Annotated in this window: 17 protein-coding genes; 2 read left to right on the top strand and 15 right to left on the bottom strand. The window is 39.2% G+C overall.

What is annotated here, in order from left to right:
• Nucleotides 1-289: 289 nt before the first annotated feature.
• The 7 genes from IGJ12_RS06225 to IGJ12_RS06195 form a co-directional block, all read right to left on the bottom strand.
• The gene (locus IGJ12_RS06225) at nt 290-1,318 is read right to left on the bottom strand and encodes an LCP family protein (RefSeq protein WP_087664334.1); all 1,029 of its coding nucleotides are present in this window, start codon (nt 1,316-1,318) and stop codon (nt 290-292) included.
• A 173-nt stretch (nt 1,319-1,491) separates the two neighbouring features.
• On the bottom strand, nt 1,492-2,301 hold the full coding sequence (locus IGJ12_RS06220; RefSeq protein ID WP_086299611.1) for an ABC transporter permease: 810 nt from the start codon (nt 2,299-2,301) through the stop codon (nt 1,492-1,494).
• Nucleotides 2,302-2,346: 45 nt separating this feature from the next.
• Nucleotides 2,347-3,402, bottom strand: coding sequence for an ABC transporter ATP-binding protein (locus IGJ12_RS06215; protein ID WP_086317042.1), 1,056 nt, complete (start codon nt 3,400-3,402; stop codon nt 2,347-2,349).
• Nucleotides 3,403-3,569: 167 nt separating this feature from the next.
• On the bottom strand, nt 3,570-3,971 hold the full coding sequence (gene tagD / locus IGJ12_RS06210) for a glycerol-3-phosphate cytidylyltransferase (protein WP_086317041.1): 402 nt from the start codon (nt 3,969-3,971) through the stop codon (nt 3,570-3,572).
• 109 nt (nt 3,972-4,080) lie between these two features.
• Entirely contained in the window at nt 4,081-4,281 is a 201-nt protein-coding gene (locus tag IGJ12_RS06205) for a cold-shock protein (RefSeq protein WP_005229578.1), read from the bottom strand.
• Nucleotides 4,282-4,425: 144 nt separating this feature from the next.
• Nucleotides 4,426-5,031 carry a superoxide dismutase gene (locus IGJ12_RS06200; RefSeq protein WP_430619479.1) on the bottom strand — a complete coding sequence of 202 codons (606 nt, stop codon included), beginning with the start codon at nt 5,029-5,031 and terminating at the stop codon, nt 4,426-4,428.
• 76 nt (nt 5,032-5,107) lie between these two features.
• Nucleotides 5,108-5,551, bottom strand: coding sequence for a GtrA family protein (locus IGJ12_RS06195; RefSeq protein ID WP_034872204.1), 444 nt, complete (start codon nt 5,549-5,551; stop codon nt 5,108-5,110).
• 132 nt (nt 5,552-5,683) lie between these two features.
• On the opposite strand from IGJ12_RS06195, the gene IGJ12_RS06190 reads away from it, so the two are divergent.
• Entirely contained in the window at nt 5,684-6,493 is an 810-nt protein-coding gene (locus tag IGJ12_RS06190) for a DUF1189 domain-containing protein (RefSeq protein ID WP_005236906.1), read from the top strand.
• 26 nt (nt 6,494-6,519) lie between these two features.
• Entirely contained in the window at nt 6,520-7,515 is a 996-nt protein-coding gene (locus IGJ12_RS06185; RefSeq protein WP_086299663.1) for a phosphoglycerate dehydrogenase, read from the top strand.
• Between the two features lie 64 nt (nt 7,516-7,579).
• Here the strand turns inward: IGJ12_RS06185 and IGJ12_RS06180 are convergent, their stop codons facing one another.
• From IGJ12_RS06180 to mltG, 8 genes are all read right to left on the bottom strand, one after another.
• Complete coding sequence (locus tag IGJ12_RS06180; protein WP_176285423.1) at nt 7,580-8,524, bottom strand: glycosyltransferase family 2 protein; 945 nt, start codon at nt 8,522-8,524, stop codon at nt 7,580-7,582.
• 57 nt (nt 8,525-8,581) lie between these two features.
• Complete coding sequence (locus IGJ12_RS06175) at nt 8,582-8,881, bottom strand: HesB/YadR/YfhF family protein (RefSeq protein WP_008379609.1); 300 nt, start codon at nt 8,879-8,881, stop codon at nt 8,582-8,584.
• Between the two features lie 11 nt (nt 8,882-8,892).
• Nucleotides 8,893-9,558, bottom strand: coding sequence for a potassium channel family protein (locus IGJ12_RS06170; protein WP_005229566.1), 666 nt, complete (start codon nt 9,556-9,558; stop codon nt 8,893-8,895).
• Between the two features lie 87 nt (nt 9,559-9,645).
• Nucleotides 9,646-10,275, bottom strand: a complete 630-nt coding sequence (locus IGJ12_RS06165; protein WP_005236913.1) for a response regulator transcription factor — start codon at nt 10,273-10,275, stop codon at nt 9,646-9,648.
• A 3-nt stretch (nt 10,276-10,278) separates the two neighbouring features.
• On the bottom strand, nt 10,279-11,346 hold the full coding sequence (locus IGJ12_RS06160) for a sensor histidine kinase (protein ID WP_005236914.1): 1,068 nt from the start codon (nt 11,344-11,346) through the stop codon (nt 10,279-10,281).
• Nucleotides 11,343-12,074 (bottom strand): cell wall-active antibiotics response protein LiaF, encoded by a 732-nt coding sequence (gene liaF, locus IGJ12_RS06155; protein ID WP_010749367.1) that lies wholly within the window; start codon nt 12,072-12,074, stop codon nt 11,343-11,345. Before liaF ends, IGJ12_RS06160 begins: the two co-directional genes overlap by 4 nt.
• Nucleotides 12,075-12,226: 152 nt before the next feature.
• Nucleotides 12,227-12,706, bottom strand: coding sequence for a transcription elongation factor GreA (gene greA, locus IGJ12_RS06150; RefSeq protein ID WP_005229556.1), 480 nt, complete (start codon nt 12,704-12,706; stop codon nt 12,227-12,229).
• Nucleotides 12,707-12,821: 115 nt separating this feature from the next.
• Nucleotides 12,822-14,165: an endolytic transglycosylase MltG gene (gene mltG, locus IGJ12_RS06145; protein ID WP_218193345.1), complete on the bottom strand. Its 1,344-nt coding sequence runs from the start codon at nt 14,163-14,165 to the stop codon at nt 12,822-12,824.
• Between the last annotated feature and the right edge of the window lie 94 nt (nt 14,166-14,259).

Below are 14,259 nucleotides of genomic sequence, written 5' to 3'. Positions count from 1 at the left end.
AATGACTACTGTCCTATTTTACCAAAAAATTCGATTCGAAACAGAAAAAACAAAAAATATCCATTAATCCTTAGAAAAAACTATAAAAATTAGCGTGAATCCGAGTAAATGTTTCACAGTTTGATTGTTTCATTTTCATTCTTTCATGAAAAAATTGTTTTTTTAAGCTTTCTTATGTTTTTTCATTTGATGGTTTCGTGAAACAAGATTTCCGTTGGTGCTTTTGTGGAAAACTAAAAAGCAGGAGGACTTTCGGTCATCCTGCTTTTTAGGCTTCTAAAGAAACTAGCTACTCTCCAGTTGTTGAGTTTTCTTCTGAAAAGGTCAGACTGTCGTCGTATAACTGATAATTAGGCGATCCGTTAGTAAATTCGTCGCCTTGGGTCAAACCCTCGTTCGTCGGAAGCTGCAACTGCTCCTTTAATAAATTTTGCGTATGCAACAACTGATTCGTCCCCAATAACTGATAATATACTCCACCAATCAGTTGCCCTTCTCCTTGGAGTTGCTCTTGCTTGATGGTCGTAAAAGCAGGAATATAATTGGTACCGATGTCCATCATATCATTCCACGTAAGATCCGTCTTCGAATTCTTTTCAACCGCCTTAAGAATCTTTTGGTAATTACTGATACCATCCAGACTCATAACTTTTTGAAGAATTCTCGTAACCACTTCTCTTTGCCGTCTTTGGCGACCGATATCCCCTTCCGGATCTTGTTTTCGCATTCTTGCATAAGCCAGACCTGTCTTACCATCTAAAGTAATTCGCCCTTCAGGGACATGAACACCTTCTAAAGTAAAATCGATATCATTTGTCACCTCGATGCCCCCAACTGCATCGATCAGATCCCGCATACCCTGCATATTGATCGTCACATAGTGATCGATAGGAATGTCCAAGAGATTTTCAACAGAGTCCATGGCCATGGCCTCCCCACCAAAAGCATAAGCATGATTCAGCTTATCGATCGTATTGTACCCAACGATTTGTGTGTAAATATCACGGTCAAGGCTAATGATCGTTGACTGTTTTTTTTCTGGATTGACCGTCACCACCATCATACTATCCGAACGACCTTGTTCGGTTCGCCCTAAAGCCCCAGTGTCGATTCCCATTAGCAAAATGGAAAACGGATCTCGATCTTCAATGCTGATCGCTTCCTCTCGTTTGTCTGTTTTCCGATCAACAGCGTGAGAGATTTGATTAAAAGTGGCATTCGTCTCTTGATAAACCTGCATCCCGTAGATCGTTACTCCAATGATTCCAACCACTAACACGACTAAAATACCTAAAATTACCTTTTGATATCTCCGCATCTTACACCTCACCAGTAAAAATTCACTCATCAAATAAATTTTCCCACAAAACGCATCTTTCAGCAATCGCTATCATGCATCAACTTCATATTTAATCCTTCCGTAACTTCTTTGAAATAAACAAAAATAAAGTGTCCCCTCTAAGTTAGAGGGGACACCGCAAATAGTCTTTTTTAAATATAATCCACAAAACGAGCGCGGAACTTCATATGCAAATGACTTCCTAGAATAAGAAGCATCAAAGTTAAACACCAGAAGATAAGTGTATAAGTTGTTTTTTCCCAAACCCATGCACGAGAAAGGAAAGCATCACGAAATCCTTCGATTAAATAGTAAAATGGATTCAAGCGAAGAATCTTGATTAACCAAACAGGCATATTTCGGTTATTAATATCCCAAATCGGACCAGAAACATAAAATAATAATCTCAAAACAGACTGTAGAAAAATATGATAGTCACGTATCAGTACTGTTATGGTCGCATTCAATAGACCAAAAGCAAATAGGAATATGACCATCGCAAGAAAGTAATAAATAAATTGTAACCAATAGATGCTTGGTGTCACACCTGCTATGAATAACGAACCTACGACGATTGCCACCATAGGAATGTAGGATGACAAATTACTTATAATATTGATCGATGGTAAAATGCTTACTGGGAACTTCATTTTTGCTACCATTCCAACTTGTCGGTGAATACTATTAGAAGCGCCTAGTACAGATGCATTAATATAAAACCAAGCAGTGATCCCAATCAGCATCCAGATAATAAAAGGAACGCCATCAATTTTTCTATTCCCGTTCACTCCTAACCCGAAAACCAAATAATAAATACCGATTTGAATCGCAGGATTTAATATTTGCCAAGCTAATCCCAAATAATGGCTCTGATAAGTAGCCTTATCCTCATATCGAGACATCCGGAATATAATTCCCGCATGCTTAAATTGTTCTTTTATAACTGCAGCAATCTCTTTCACAAACTTCTTCCTTTTCTATATGAACTAAACAAAGAAACATCTTCTTTATTTGAAAACTTGACTGATCGTTTCAACGGGATTCTTAATTGCGTAAGTAATCGAACGCCCACTAAAAGAAACCAGCGAACAAAATATCGTTGCGGCTACTACCAAACCTAGGATTCCTTTGGTTGGCCAGCTCATTTTTTCCCCTAAAGGTGTACGTTTCAAGTTTTTTTGGATCATTTGGTCCGAAAGATTTTGTTGTTGCAAGAAGTGATCTTCACGGCTTTTTTCTGCTAATTTCTCCAAATTAAAGGCTTTCTGGTCTTCTTTATAATTGTCTTGATACGCTTTTTGCTCTTTCTTTGGCTGCTTTTTGAACCAATCAATGAATTTGCGATATTCAGCCATTACTTCTTCAGTAGGACCAAACATCCGTAAATCACCATAGTGCATCCAAATCGTTCGGTCGCAAAGTTTTTCTACCTGTCCTAAAGCATGACTGACAAAAAAGATGGTTTTTCCGGCTGCTTTAAATTCCATGATTTTATCCACACATTTTTGATAAAAAGTTTCATCACCGACAGACAAAGCTTCATCAATAACTAAAATATCTGGATCATTATGAACAGCAATAGCAAAGCCTAACCGTGATTTCATCCCACTGGAATAGCTTTTAACCGGTTGATTGATAAAGTCACCCAAATCAGCAAAGGCCACGATCTCAGGCATTTTTTCATCAATTTCTTTATTAGTCATTCCAGACATCAATGCTTTGAGTCGAATATTTTCTAACCCAGTCAGCTGATATTTTAACCCCGCACCGATTGCGATAATCGAGGTGTCACCATTTACTTCCATCGTACCAGATGTCGGTGGGATAATCCCACTGATCACGTTGGATAAAGTTGATTTCCCAGAACCATTGATTCCAATGATCCCTACTGATTCGCCGGCTTTCACATCGAAGCTGACCCCTTTTAAGGCCCAAAATCGAGGAACATTGCGATGATAGAACTTGAATAGTGCTTTTACTTTATCCGCTTTCTTTTTATATAAGTCGTATTCTTTCGTCACTAAAGTTGCACGGACTTTGATTTCTTTTTCCACTTTCTTCATCCATTCTCATAGAATTTCTAATTGATCGAGTCAACTCACAAAACATCATACCATATTTTGTGTTCTGAACAAATAATCAATGAAAAACTAGTAATAAAATCTTAATTTCTTGAAGTTGGGCTCAATAAAAAAAACATCTGTAAAAGATGCTTTTTTATAATAGTCTTTTAATTGTTAAGTTTCAAATCTTTTTTGATTTGAGTAGTTGATATTTCCGGAGTCCGTGCTAGATAGATCACTTCAGCATCTGTCTCTTCTTGAATAAAATCAAATTTGCCAGCCCAATCGTCTCCCATAACAAAGGTATCCACATGATATTCTTTGACATCGGAAACTTTTTGGCCCCAGCCTTCTTCAGGAATCACTAGATCCACATACCGAATCGCTTCTAATAACTGCTTTCTTTTCTCATAAGAAAAGTAGCATTTTTTTTGTTTTTCGTTCCAATTAAATTCATCCGTTGATAGTGCTACGATCAAATAATCGCCTTGCTCTTTTGCACGACGCAAAAGATTGATATGTCCATAATGCAATAAATCAAATGTTCCGTAAGTAATTACTCGTTTCATGCTTATCCCTCTTCGCTTCCTAATCTTACTAATGTATTGAAGATACCAAATATGGCGAGAAATAGCAAATTAAAAAAGCTGAGGGCTTACTCAGCTTTTCCGTTCTGATTTAGACTTTGGTCACTTCTGCTGCTTGAGGTCCGCGGGCACCTTCAACGATCGTAAATTCAACTTCTTGACCTTCTTCTAGTGACTTAAAACCGTCTCCTTGAATGGCAGAAAAGTGAACAAATACATCATCGCCACCGTCAACTGTGATAAAACCAAACCCTTTTTCGTTGTTGAACCATTTTACTTTCCCATGTTCCATAGTGTGTAAAGCCTCCAATAATTATAATCCGACGATTCCGTCGCCTTTATTATAGCGGATTATGTAAGCGTTAGCAATATCAAAACGATTCTTTCTATCCACAAAAAAAGAAGCCTTTTAGCAGGCTTCTTTCTAGTAAATTGTTTAAGCTTTTGCGAAATATTCGTTTACTTTGTCCCAGTTAACAACACTCAAGAAAGCATTGATGTAATCTGGACGAACATTTTTGTATTTCAAGTAATACGCATGTTCCCAAACATCTAAACCTAAGACAGGTGTTTGGCCATCCATCAATGGTGAATCTTGATTCGCTGTTGAGGTGATTGCTAATTTGCCATCTTTCACGACTAACCATGCCCAACCTGAACCAAAACGTCCGGTTGCAGCCGTTTTGAATTCTTCTTTGAAGTCTTCAAAGCTGCCGAAAGCTTCGTCAATTGCCTCTTTGATGGCTCCAGTAGGTTCGCCACCAGCATTTGGGCCTAAGATTTCCCAGAAGAACGTATGGTTGGCATGGCCGCCACCATTGTTACGAACTGCTGTTTGAATATCTTCTGGTACAGAAGAAAAGTCAGCTAATAATTCTTCAACTGTTTTTTCACCTAATTCAGGATGTTTTTCAATCGCTGCGTTTAAGTTTGTTACATAAGTGTTATGGTGTTTATCATGATGCAAATGCATCGTTTCTTCATCAATGTATGGTTCTAATGCATCGTATGCGTAAGGTAAATCTGGTAATGTGTAAGTCATAAAAAAATTCCTCCTCAATGATAATGTTTACATAAGTAACATTATCAGACTATCAGACTTTGTTCAAAAAATATGCTTACTTTTTCTCACTTTTTTTCGTATTGAAAATCAAAAATTTACTAAACACATAGTTTGCCAAAACAACAACAACTTGGGTGACCAGCTTGGCAACTAGATCGCCGGTTGCCAAAATTGAAATAAATAGATACATACAAAGCATATCTAAGCCTAATGATAAGACACGAAAGAAAATGAACTTCCCAAATGCCGCCCATGACTCTTGCTTTGTCTCGGTTTTTGCTTCAAAAACCCATAACTTATTTGTAAAGTAGGCGAACAAAACAGAAGCAATCCATGAAATCACATTCGCTGTCTGGTAATAAAGACCAAATCCTTCACGAAAAATGAGATAGACGACAATGTTGACTACAGTCGTTAATCCACCAAAAAATAAATACGTAATCGGCTCCCACAACTTTTTTTGCTGCAAGAACTGCTTGTATTCGTTGTACTTTTGCATTCTTTTGCCTACTTTCATTTCTTTATTTATTCATTCATTCGATTATTGGTTCTTTTTTTGTGAATTCCTTGTAATTCAAAGAACCCTTCGTTACAATTACTCTAGTTATACCACAAAGGAGTTCATCAGCAAATGACTATCGTCCAACTATTTAAAATTGCTTTTTTCCGAATACCTGATTTAAAATTTGTCAAAAAAGCAGAATTTTCCAAAGTAATCGTTTTTCTATTAAGCGCCTCCGTGCTTATCGCGGTACCGATGACCATCAATGTATTAGGTGTCTTTCGCGATGTGCAAGCAGACGGACAAAAAATTGGAGAATCGATTCCAGATTTTACGATCGAAAATGGGCAGCTTGCTACAGCGCCGGATACGCAAGGTTTCATTTATCAAACCGATTCGATCATCTTTACTTTCGATCCAGATGGCAACCGTACGCCAGCAGATATTGCATCTGATGTTACTGGCTCTGTCATCGCTGTTGGCTTGTTAAAAGATCAGCTGGTCATCCGTATCCCCTCTTCTGGCTTATCGACGTCAATGTTAGATTCTAATCAATTAGAATTTGATTACAGTGAGCCTGCGCTGCGCAATCTTAACGGTCAGGCGATTCGAGAAGCGCTATCAAACCAAGCAATTCCATGGCTAATCAAACTCATTGTCTTTTTTGTTGCATTGTATCCATCATTTGTCAGCTTGCTGATCACCTTAGTGATGGGGACCTTTATTGCAACAATCTATACAAGATTAAAACGATTCTCCTATACTTTCTTTGAAAATTTAAAGATTCTGATCGTAAGTGCTGCATTGCCTACGCTTATTAGTGTAATCGTACAACTACTATTGCCTTCCTTCGATGCAACCACCTTTATTTTGTTTGGTTCTTTATTCTTATTCACACAAGGGGTCAAACATTCTCCAAAAATTCAGTTTAAAACCTAATCTAGGCCATGTTCAATTCCTTGAACATGGTTTTTTTCTCATTCTTTGCTACACTTAAGTTAAAAGGAGGCTTGGCAATGAAAAAAATAATCTTAGCCACTCGAGAGTTTCGCGACACATATGTGAAACAAATCGAAAAAGACTATCAATTTCTTGTGTACACAAAGGACCAAGCAATTGATTGGTCACAAGTAGAAATCACCATTGGTTGGAAGTCGGAATGGAAGGACTACCTGCTAACGGAGAAAACAAATTTGAAATGGGTCCAAGCGATTTCAGCTGGCGTAGACACCTTACCATTAAAAGAGTTTGCGAAATACAATATTCGCTTATCTAATGGCAGCGGCATCCATGCCGAATCGATCACAGACCATTTGTTGGCTCTACTATTTATGGAAAACCGCGGGATTTTCCAAGCAATTCAGCAACAGAGAAAACAGCAATGGTCACCGAATACAATTCACTATACAAAATTGTCGGACCAAGAGATTTTGATCGTTGGTACAGGACAAATTGGCCAAAAGTTAGCTCAAGCATTGACCTTTTTTGGTGTAAGTCCCATTGGTATCAATACTAGCGGGCATGACGTGACAGGTTTTGAAAAAACGTTTGCGTTATCTGACTTACACGCTTGCGCAAAAACCGCCGATTGCGTCATCAACATCCTTCCTCTGACGGAAGAAACCAATCACTTGTATGATGCAGCTTTTTTTGCCCAAATGAAACCTAGTGCTTCCTTTTATAATGTCGGCCGCGGGCCAAGTGTGGATACCACTGCATTAGCAAAAGCCCTAGAAAAAAAGCAGATAGCATTTGCCGCACTGGATGTTTTTGAAGAAGAGCCCTTGCCCGAGAATGATCCGTTATGGCTCATCGAGAACCTTTTGATAACCCCCCATATCTCAGGGCATACGCCCCATTTTCAAAAGGCATTTATGGCCATTTTCTTAGCGAATCTCCAACAATTTTTGGCGAAACAAGAACTTGAAAAAAATGAGATAAACTTGGATAAAGGCTACTAACAAATTCTTTCCGCAAAAAAAGTGTACAGTTGGAGGCGAAACCTTCAGATTGTACACTTTTAATTTATCGTTGTTTTTCTTGGTCTTTTTCAGTTTCTTTCAAGAAATATAAGGGTCTATTTTTGGTTTCTAAGAAAATTTTCCCAATATATTTCCCGATGATTCCCAAACAAAGCAATTGCAAGCCGCCCACAAATAAGAAAATGCTAACCATCGATGGCCAACCAGTTGTTGGATCACCAAAGATAAAGGTTCTGATCACAATAAAGATCAATGCGATCAGAGAGCCAAAACAGGAAAGCGCACCAATAAAAGAAGCAATGTTCAGAGGGGTATCCGAAAAGTTGACGATACCGTCGATCGAATATTGAAATAGTTTCCAAAATGACCACGATGTCTCACCAGCGACTCGTTCCCGGTTCTCATAGGCGATGTATTCTGTATCAAAGCCGACCCAACTGAAGATCCCTTTGGAAAAGCGATTATATTCAGACAGTTGTAAAACGGCATCTACCATATTACGGCGCATCAAGCGAAAATCTCGAGCACCATTTACCATTTCGGTATCGGCAATCTTGTTGATAATATTATAAAAAGCATCTGAGAAAAAACTACGGATCTTCGGTTCTCCTTTGCGATCCGCCCGTCTAGTCCCCACACAATCAAGCTCTGGTTTTGCTTCCAGCATCGCAAACATTTCTGGCAGTAATGTCGGCGGGTCTTGTAGATCTGCGTCCATCACAGTGACAAAATCGCCTTTCGCCGCTTGTAAGCCTGCATAAAGTGCCGCTTCTTTGCCAAAGTTTCTCGAAAAAGATAAATAGCGAACACTGTCGGGGTGGGCACGATATAACTCTCTTAAAACAGGTAGTGTTTGATCTGAAGAGCCATCATTGACAAAAATATATTCAAAGGGCATATTTAATTGTCTCTTCACTTTTTCTGTTTCCTCAAAGAATATCGGCAAGCTCGCCTCTTCATTAAAACAAGGTACAACAATTGATAACATCGGTTTCATCTCCTAGAGCCAATCGTGGGAAGCCGGTCAGCTATGACCGAATCCACATTATTTTTTATCTTCACTAAAATCGTACTTCGGTTCATCCAACGTTTGATCATAATCAACTGTCAGATTATAGCCTTTGAAAAACCACTCATCCGCTTCATCAATAAAAAAAAGCAATCCGTCAATGGTTTGTTCAACGATCGGACGTTCTGGTTTGTCTACTGACATCCCCACGGAAAATCCGTCATGCACTTGTGTCTTTCCATAAATTTTTCCAAAAAAACGAATCCCGCTTCCTTGGTCTACCACCAACTCTTTTTTGAACCATTGCATTGCTTCAGGACTTATTGTTAAGTTCATTTTCTTCACTCCTAATCATTCATATGTTCATCGAGTATATCTACATCATCTGTATTGCCGATCACGAGTAAATTGTCATTTTCACGCACGATTGCCTCTGCATCAGGCGAAACGATCACTTGTCCTGGTCCACGACGAATCGCAACGACTGTCAGACCATACTTTTGTCGAAAATTCAGCTCAATCAGGGATTTATTGAAAAAGCGTGGATTGGACACGCGAATCTCTGCTAAAGAAAATTCGTCAGATAGTTCAATATAATCTAAGATATTTTTGGAAACTAGATTATGGGCGATGCGAATCCCCATATCACGTTCAGGATGGACGACACGGTCTGCGCCGAGTTTTTCCAGTACACGGGCATGGTATTCGTTTTGGGCTTTGGCTAAGATATTAGGAACACCCATTTCTTTAACCATCAGTGTGACCAATATACTGGCTTGAATATCTTCACCTATCGCAACAATGACATGGTCAAAGTTACGGATACCCAATGAACGCAACGTCATCTCATCTTGTGCGTTCCCGACCACCGCATGGGTGGCGATATTCATGTATTCATTGACACGATCTTCGTTGCTATCGATTGCCAACACTTCTTGACCTGATTCAATCAACGTACGACAAATACTTCCACCGAAACGACCTAATCCAATAATTGCATAATTTTGCTTCACCACAAACGCTCCTTTGTTTGCCAGATCATTATTTAGTATAACAAAAACCTCCCCTGCTTGCCATGAGGAGGTATGATTATTAAGATTTTATTTTATCAAGCCATGTTTAAAAGCATATATCGTAGCTTGTGTACGATCTTCTACTTCTAATTTTGATAAGATGTTTGACACATGTGTCTTCACTGTTTTCAGCGTAATGAAGAGTGAATCCGCAATCTCTTGGTTGCTCTTTCCTTCAGCGATCAACAGTAACACTTCTTGTTCCCGATTGGTCAAATCTTCATGTAGGATTGGTGTCCGATTCGTCAAACGATCCATCATTTTCGTGGTGACTTCGGGTTCTAAGACCCGCTCTCCTCGCTGGGTTGCACGAATGGCTTCCGCAATCTCATGAGCAGTAGACGTCTTTAACAGGTAACCGGCCGCACCCGCTTCAATTGCAGGATAGACTTTCTCGTCATCAATAAAACTAGTGACAATGATGATTTTTGCTTCTGGCCAATCATTTAAAATCAATTTCGTAGATTCGATCCCATCCATTTCATCCATAACCAAATCCATCAAAATCACATCTGGACGTAATTCCAATGCCTTTTCATACCCGACTCGACCATTTTCCGCTTCCCCAATTACTTCTATATCGTCTTGAATTGATAGATAAGAAGAGACCCCTAGACGAACCATTTCATGGTCATCAACTAACAACACTTTAATCATACGTTATGCCTCCTTCAACAGTGGAACTTTGATTTCAATACTGGTTCCTTGATTTTTAAAACTAATAATTTTCAACGTTCCGCCAACAGCACTTACACGTTCTCGGATATTCATCAAGCCATAGCTGCCGGCCTTTTGATCTTGGGGATCAAAGCCAACTCCGTCATCGATCACCCGCAATAACACGTTATTATCGATGCGATGCAAGTATACTTCTAACTCATCAGCTTTCGCGTGACGCAGTGTATTAGACAAGAGTTCTTGGATCACACGAAAGAGTTGATCTTCAATCGAACTAGGCATCGTAAAGTCTTCAATATCCCAAGTCAATAGAATTTTGATTTTGGTCTCTAATTCCTTTAACAATTGCTCGATTCCTTGCTTTAGACTCTTCCCTTCCAAAGTTACAGGTCGTAGATGAAGCAAGAGCGCCCGCATTTCAGATTGCGAAGCATTGATAATGTCTGTGACCATCGCTAACTGTTTCTTTTGGCTTTCTGGAGCATCTGTTCGAATCGCTTGCTCATTCAGTGCAGACATCATCATCATGGCGGCAAACAGCTGTTGAGAAACAGAGTCGTGCAGTTCACGAGCCAGACGCTGCCTTTCTGCTTCTAAAATCTCTTCTTTCGTCTGACCATCAACAAACTGAGGTTTCGCATTCAATTGCTGTAATTCCATCGACATCTGTTTCATCTTCGATTGGATACTGGCAATATCACGATCCACATTCGCAATCAAATGGTTTTCAGACGCATGTGGGATCTTTGTTTCCAATAAAGGGCTATCGATATAGCCGCTGGCTAACAGTCTTAGCTTTTCTTCCACCGGACCGTATTGACGGTTGCGAAAAAAAGAAATCAGTAAAAAGACAGCTAAAGCAATCAATGCAGATATTACAAGTAAGTGAAAGATAATTGGGATAAAAAAGAGTTTGATTTGAAAGACTTCTATCAGCCAATTATTTTTCCCACTGGCATACAAATAGGAAAACAGCATCAATATCATGGTGAAAAAACTTGCTAATCCTGCGTAAAAAGCGATCATGCCTCTTGAAAATTTCCCAATCATACCCGAATCACCTCAACATCACCAACAAGGGTATTCGTTAAGATTTTCAAACGCCGACTATTTTCGCCATAATCCGGGCTGTAAATCGTCACTTTTTCATTTTTCAAGCTCGTTTCTTCGCCTTCAAAGATAACAGAGCCAATAAAAGTACTGTGCTCTAATTTGATCGCTATGCCAGCAGGCACTAAAATACGAGTTCTACCAAAGCCTTTTCGTACGATCACGACGTTTTCTTTCTTAGGCAATAAAGTGTTGCCTAGATCGATGAAAGTGTCTCCCGTCAAGATATCTAAATTGATATCGTCCCATTCATAGACTTGACTGCCGATCCGTTCATTGCCTAACCATTGCTGCTTTTGTTTCAGCGGATGATCAGCTTTGGGTTCTTCAGTTTCAACGATAATCATTTGTTTTTTGCGCCAGAATGAATTTTTAGTTAAGTCGATTCCGGTAATCTCGACTCCTTTTAAACCAATAAATAAAATCGCAAAAATCAGCATCAGCCACAGTGCTGGACTATTTAACAAACTGATCAAAATAGCAATGGAACTTGAGACCATCAAGAAATTTTTAAAATTGCTCTTGCGCTCACTTCGGTTCACAAGGACCAAGCACGTCACACCAAGTATTAATAAAAATAATAATGGCGGATTAGATAAAATTTGCCATACCGCAAAAAGCAGTAAGAGCGCTTCAACAATAAAGAAAAAACGCCAAGGACTTTTCATTCAAGCTCCTCCTCCTAGTAATTCTACTTTATCATACCCGAAAAAAATGGTTTGTCCATCCGTCGCTGGTCCGAAAAAAGACCCTGTTTGATCAAATTCCCTTAAGGAGAATGAACAACAGGGTCAACTAGTTTGATCGAGTGATCAAGCAATTAGCTTTTCTTTACTTCTGTGATTCTTACTTGCATATCTCCGCCTGGCGTTGAGATCGTCACTTCATCATTGACTTTTTTCCCAATCAAGGCACGAGCGATTGGTGAATCATTGGAAATTTTACCAGAAAACGGATCTGCTTCAGCACTACCAACGATCATGTACTCTTCTTCGTCACCATCAGGCAACTCAACAAAAATCACAGTTTTTCCGATGGAAACTTCATCAGAGTCTACACCCTCATTATCAATGATCTCTGCAAAACGAATCATATTTTCTAAAGTAGTGATTCGGCCTTCGACAAACGCTTGTTCATCTTTTGCAGACTCATACTCGGAGTTTTCGGATAAATCGCCAAAACTGCGGGCTACCTTGATACGTTCAATGATTTCCCCGCGTTTTACCGTTTTCAATTCTTCTAATTCTTGTTCTAGCTTTTCTTTTCCTTCAAGTGTCATTGGGTAAACTTTTTCTACCATAGTTCTTTTCTCCTTTTAGTAACTTCTAATAAATCGCAAAAGGTAATCTTTTGCGATGAGTCCACAAAAGATTACCATGCTTTTTTTTAAATGTAAACTATAAACCTATGAAAATTTAATTTGAGGTATTGTTTACATATTGTTCCACTAATTGCATATGCTGTTCATAGGTTTCCGCAAAGTAAACTTCTTGGGTTTGAATGTCAGCAATGAAATAATAGTAGTTATTCGGTGTTGGATCTAAGACCGCTTGGATCGCTGCTTCGCTTGGATTGTTGAATGGTCCAGGTCCGTAGCCAGTTTGCACATAGAGATTATAAGGAGAGTCAACTTGAGTGTCCTCATAAGTGACTAGCTCTTTGTGCTCACCTAACGCATATAGAATCGAAATATCCGATTGTAGCGGCATATCAATCGCTAAACGATTGAAGAATACCTGTGCGATATTTTTACGATCTTCTAGCTTACTACCCTCTTTTTCAACAAGTGAAGCCAATGTAAGGACTTCTTGGACCGTCATTTCTTTTTGAGCAATTTGATCGAAATATTTGGACAAGACTGAATTTGATTTATCCACCATTTGGGTAACGACTTCTTCTAGGGTATTCCCTGTATAGTAGTCATACGTCGCTGGGAACAAGTATCCTTCTAGTCGGTAACGCACGCCTTGCGCATCGCCGGCACTTGCTAAAAGCTCAGGATAGGTTTCTTTCATTTTTTCAAAGAACTCATCGCTTTCCATCAAAGCTAAGAAATCGTCTTTCGAGATATTTGTTGCTTCCGCTAGAGCATCACCGATTTGGTCCACATCAAATCCTTCTGGAATCGTCACTTTTGCATCAGAGGTGACCGAACCTTCGCCATTTTGCAGCATCTTTGAGATTTGATCCAAAGTCATACTAGGAGAAAAATGATAATTTCCTGCTTGAAATCCAGTTAAATTATTGAATTTCGTATAATAGTTAAAGATCATACCACTTTTAATGATATTGTCTTCTTCCAATATTTCTCCAATTGCTTTGTTGGACGATCCACTAGGAATCTCAACTGCCACCGTTTCTGTATCTTCTGGATTCAACGGCTGCAATCCTGATGTTACATAACGATACATTGAAAATCCTAAAACACCACCGATGACGAGCAGAGCAAGGACTACGATCAAAACGATCCGATTGACAATCCGATCTTCTTTTTTGCGTTGCTGCTTGCGCAATTGCGTTTCCCCACCTTCAGCTATGGGCACTTCTTCCGCTGCTGCCCTACGACTTGTAGCAGCTTGCTTTGCTTGTTTATTTTTGGTCTTTCCACTTGCAGTTCGCGAACCCACCTCTTCTTGAGGTTGTTGAATAGGACGCTCGTTCAAACCTTGGTCTTCATGGGTTTGATCTGATTGAGGTTGCTTTAAAGCTCCTAATACTTCGTCTTTAAAGGATCTATCCTCTGGATGTTGTTTACTCAAAACAACTCCTCCTAACTTTCGTAATACTGGCTTGTACCATTATACACGAAAGTTAGGAGGAGTTAAATAAAATAATTCTTCCATTAAAAAGATT

The organism is Enterococcus sp. DIV0802b (assembly GCF_050543535.1).
In the GTDB taxonomy this organism is placed as follows: domain Bacteria; phylum Bacillota; class Bacilli; order Lactobacillales; family Enterococcaceae; genus Enterococcus_D; species Enterococcus_D entomosocium.
The sequence above is the reverse complement of the archived record's forward strand: the minus strand, read 5'-3'. Positions and strand labels throughout refer to the sequence as shown.

What these genes read in the sequence shown, in the direction of transcription:
- IGJ12_RS06205 (WP_005229578.1), bottom strand. Translation starts at nt 4,281, where the DNA reads ATGGAACATGGGAAAGTAAAATGGTTCAACAACGAAAAAGGGTTTGGT.
- IGJ12_RS06200 (WP_430619479.1), bottom strand. Translation starts at nt 5,031, where the DNA reads ATGACTTACACATTACCAGATTTACCTTACGCATACGATGCATTAGAA.
- IGJ12_RS06225 (WP_087664334.1), bottom strand. Translation starts at nt 1,318, where the DNA reads ATGCGGAGATATCAAAAGGTAATTTTAGGTATTTTAGTCGTGTTAGTG.
- greA (WP_005229556.1), bottom strand. Translation starts at nt 12,706, where the DNA reads ATGGTAGAAAAAGTTTACCCAATGACACTTGAAGGAAAAGAAAAGCTA.
- IGJ12_RS06195 (WP_034872204.1), bottom strand. Translation starts at nt 5,551, where the DNA reads ATGCAAAAGTACAACGAATACAAGCAGTTCTTGCAGCAAAAAAAGTTG.
- tagD (WP_086317041.1), bottom strand. Translation starts at nt 3,971, where the DNA reads ATGAAACGAGTAATTACTTACGGAACATTTGATTTATTGCATTATGGA.
- IGJ12_RS06190 (WP_005236906.1), top strand. Translation starts at nt 5,684, where the DNA reads ATGACTATCGTCCAACTATTTAAAATTGCTTTTTTCCGAATACCTGAT.
- IGJ12_RS06180 (WP_176285423.1), bottom strand. Translation starts at nt 8,524, where the DNA reads ATGTTATCAATTGTTGTACCTTGTTTTAATGAAGAGGCGAGCTTGCCG.
- IGJ12_RS06165 (WP_005236913.1), bottom strand. Translation starts at nt 10,275, where the DNA reads ATGATTAAAGTGTTGTTAGTTGATGACCATGAAATGGTTCGTCTAGGG.
- IGJ12_RS06160 (WP_005236914.1), bottom strand. Translation starts at nt 11,346, where the DNA reads ATGATTGGGAAATTTTCAAGAGGCATGATCGCTTTTTACGCAGGATTA.
- IGJ12_RS06185 (WP_086299663.1), top strand. Translation starts at nt 6,520, where the DNA reads ATGGTTTTTTTCTCATTCTTTGCTACACTTAAGTTAAAAGGAGGCTTG.
- liaF (WP_010749367.1), bottom strand. Translation starts at nt 12,074, where the DNA reads ATGAAAAGTCCTTGGCGTTTTTTCTTTATTGTTGAAGCGCTCTTACTG.
- IGJ12_RS06175 (WP_008379609.1), bottom strand. Translation starts at nt 8,881, where the DNA reads ATGAACTTAACAATAAGTCCTGAAGCAATGCAATGGTTCAAAAAAGAG.
- IGJ12_RS06215 (WP_086317042.1), bottom strand. Translation starts at nt 3,402, where the DNA reads ATGAAGAAAGTGGAAAAAGAAATCAAAGTCCGTGCAACTTTAGTGACG.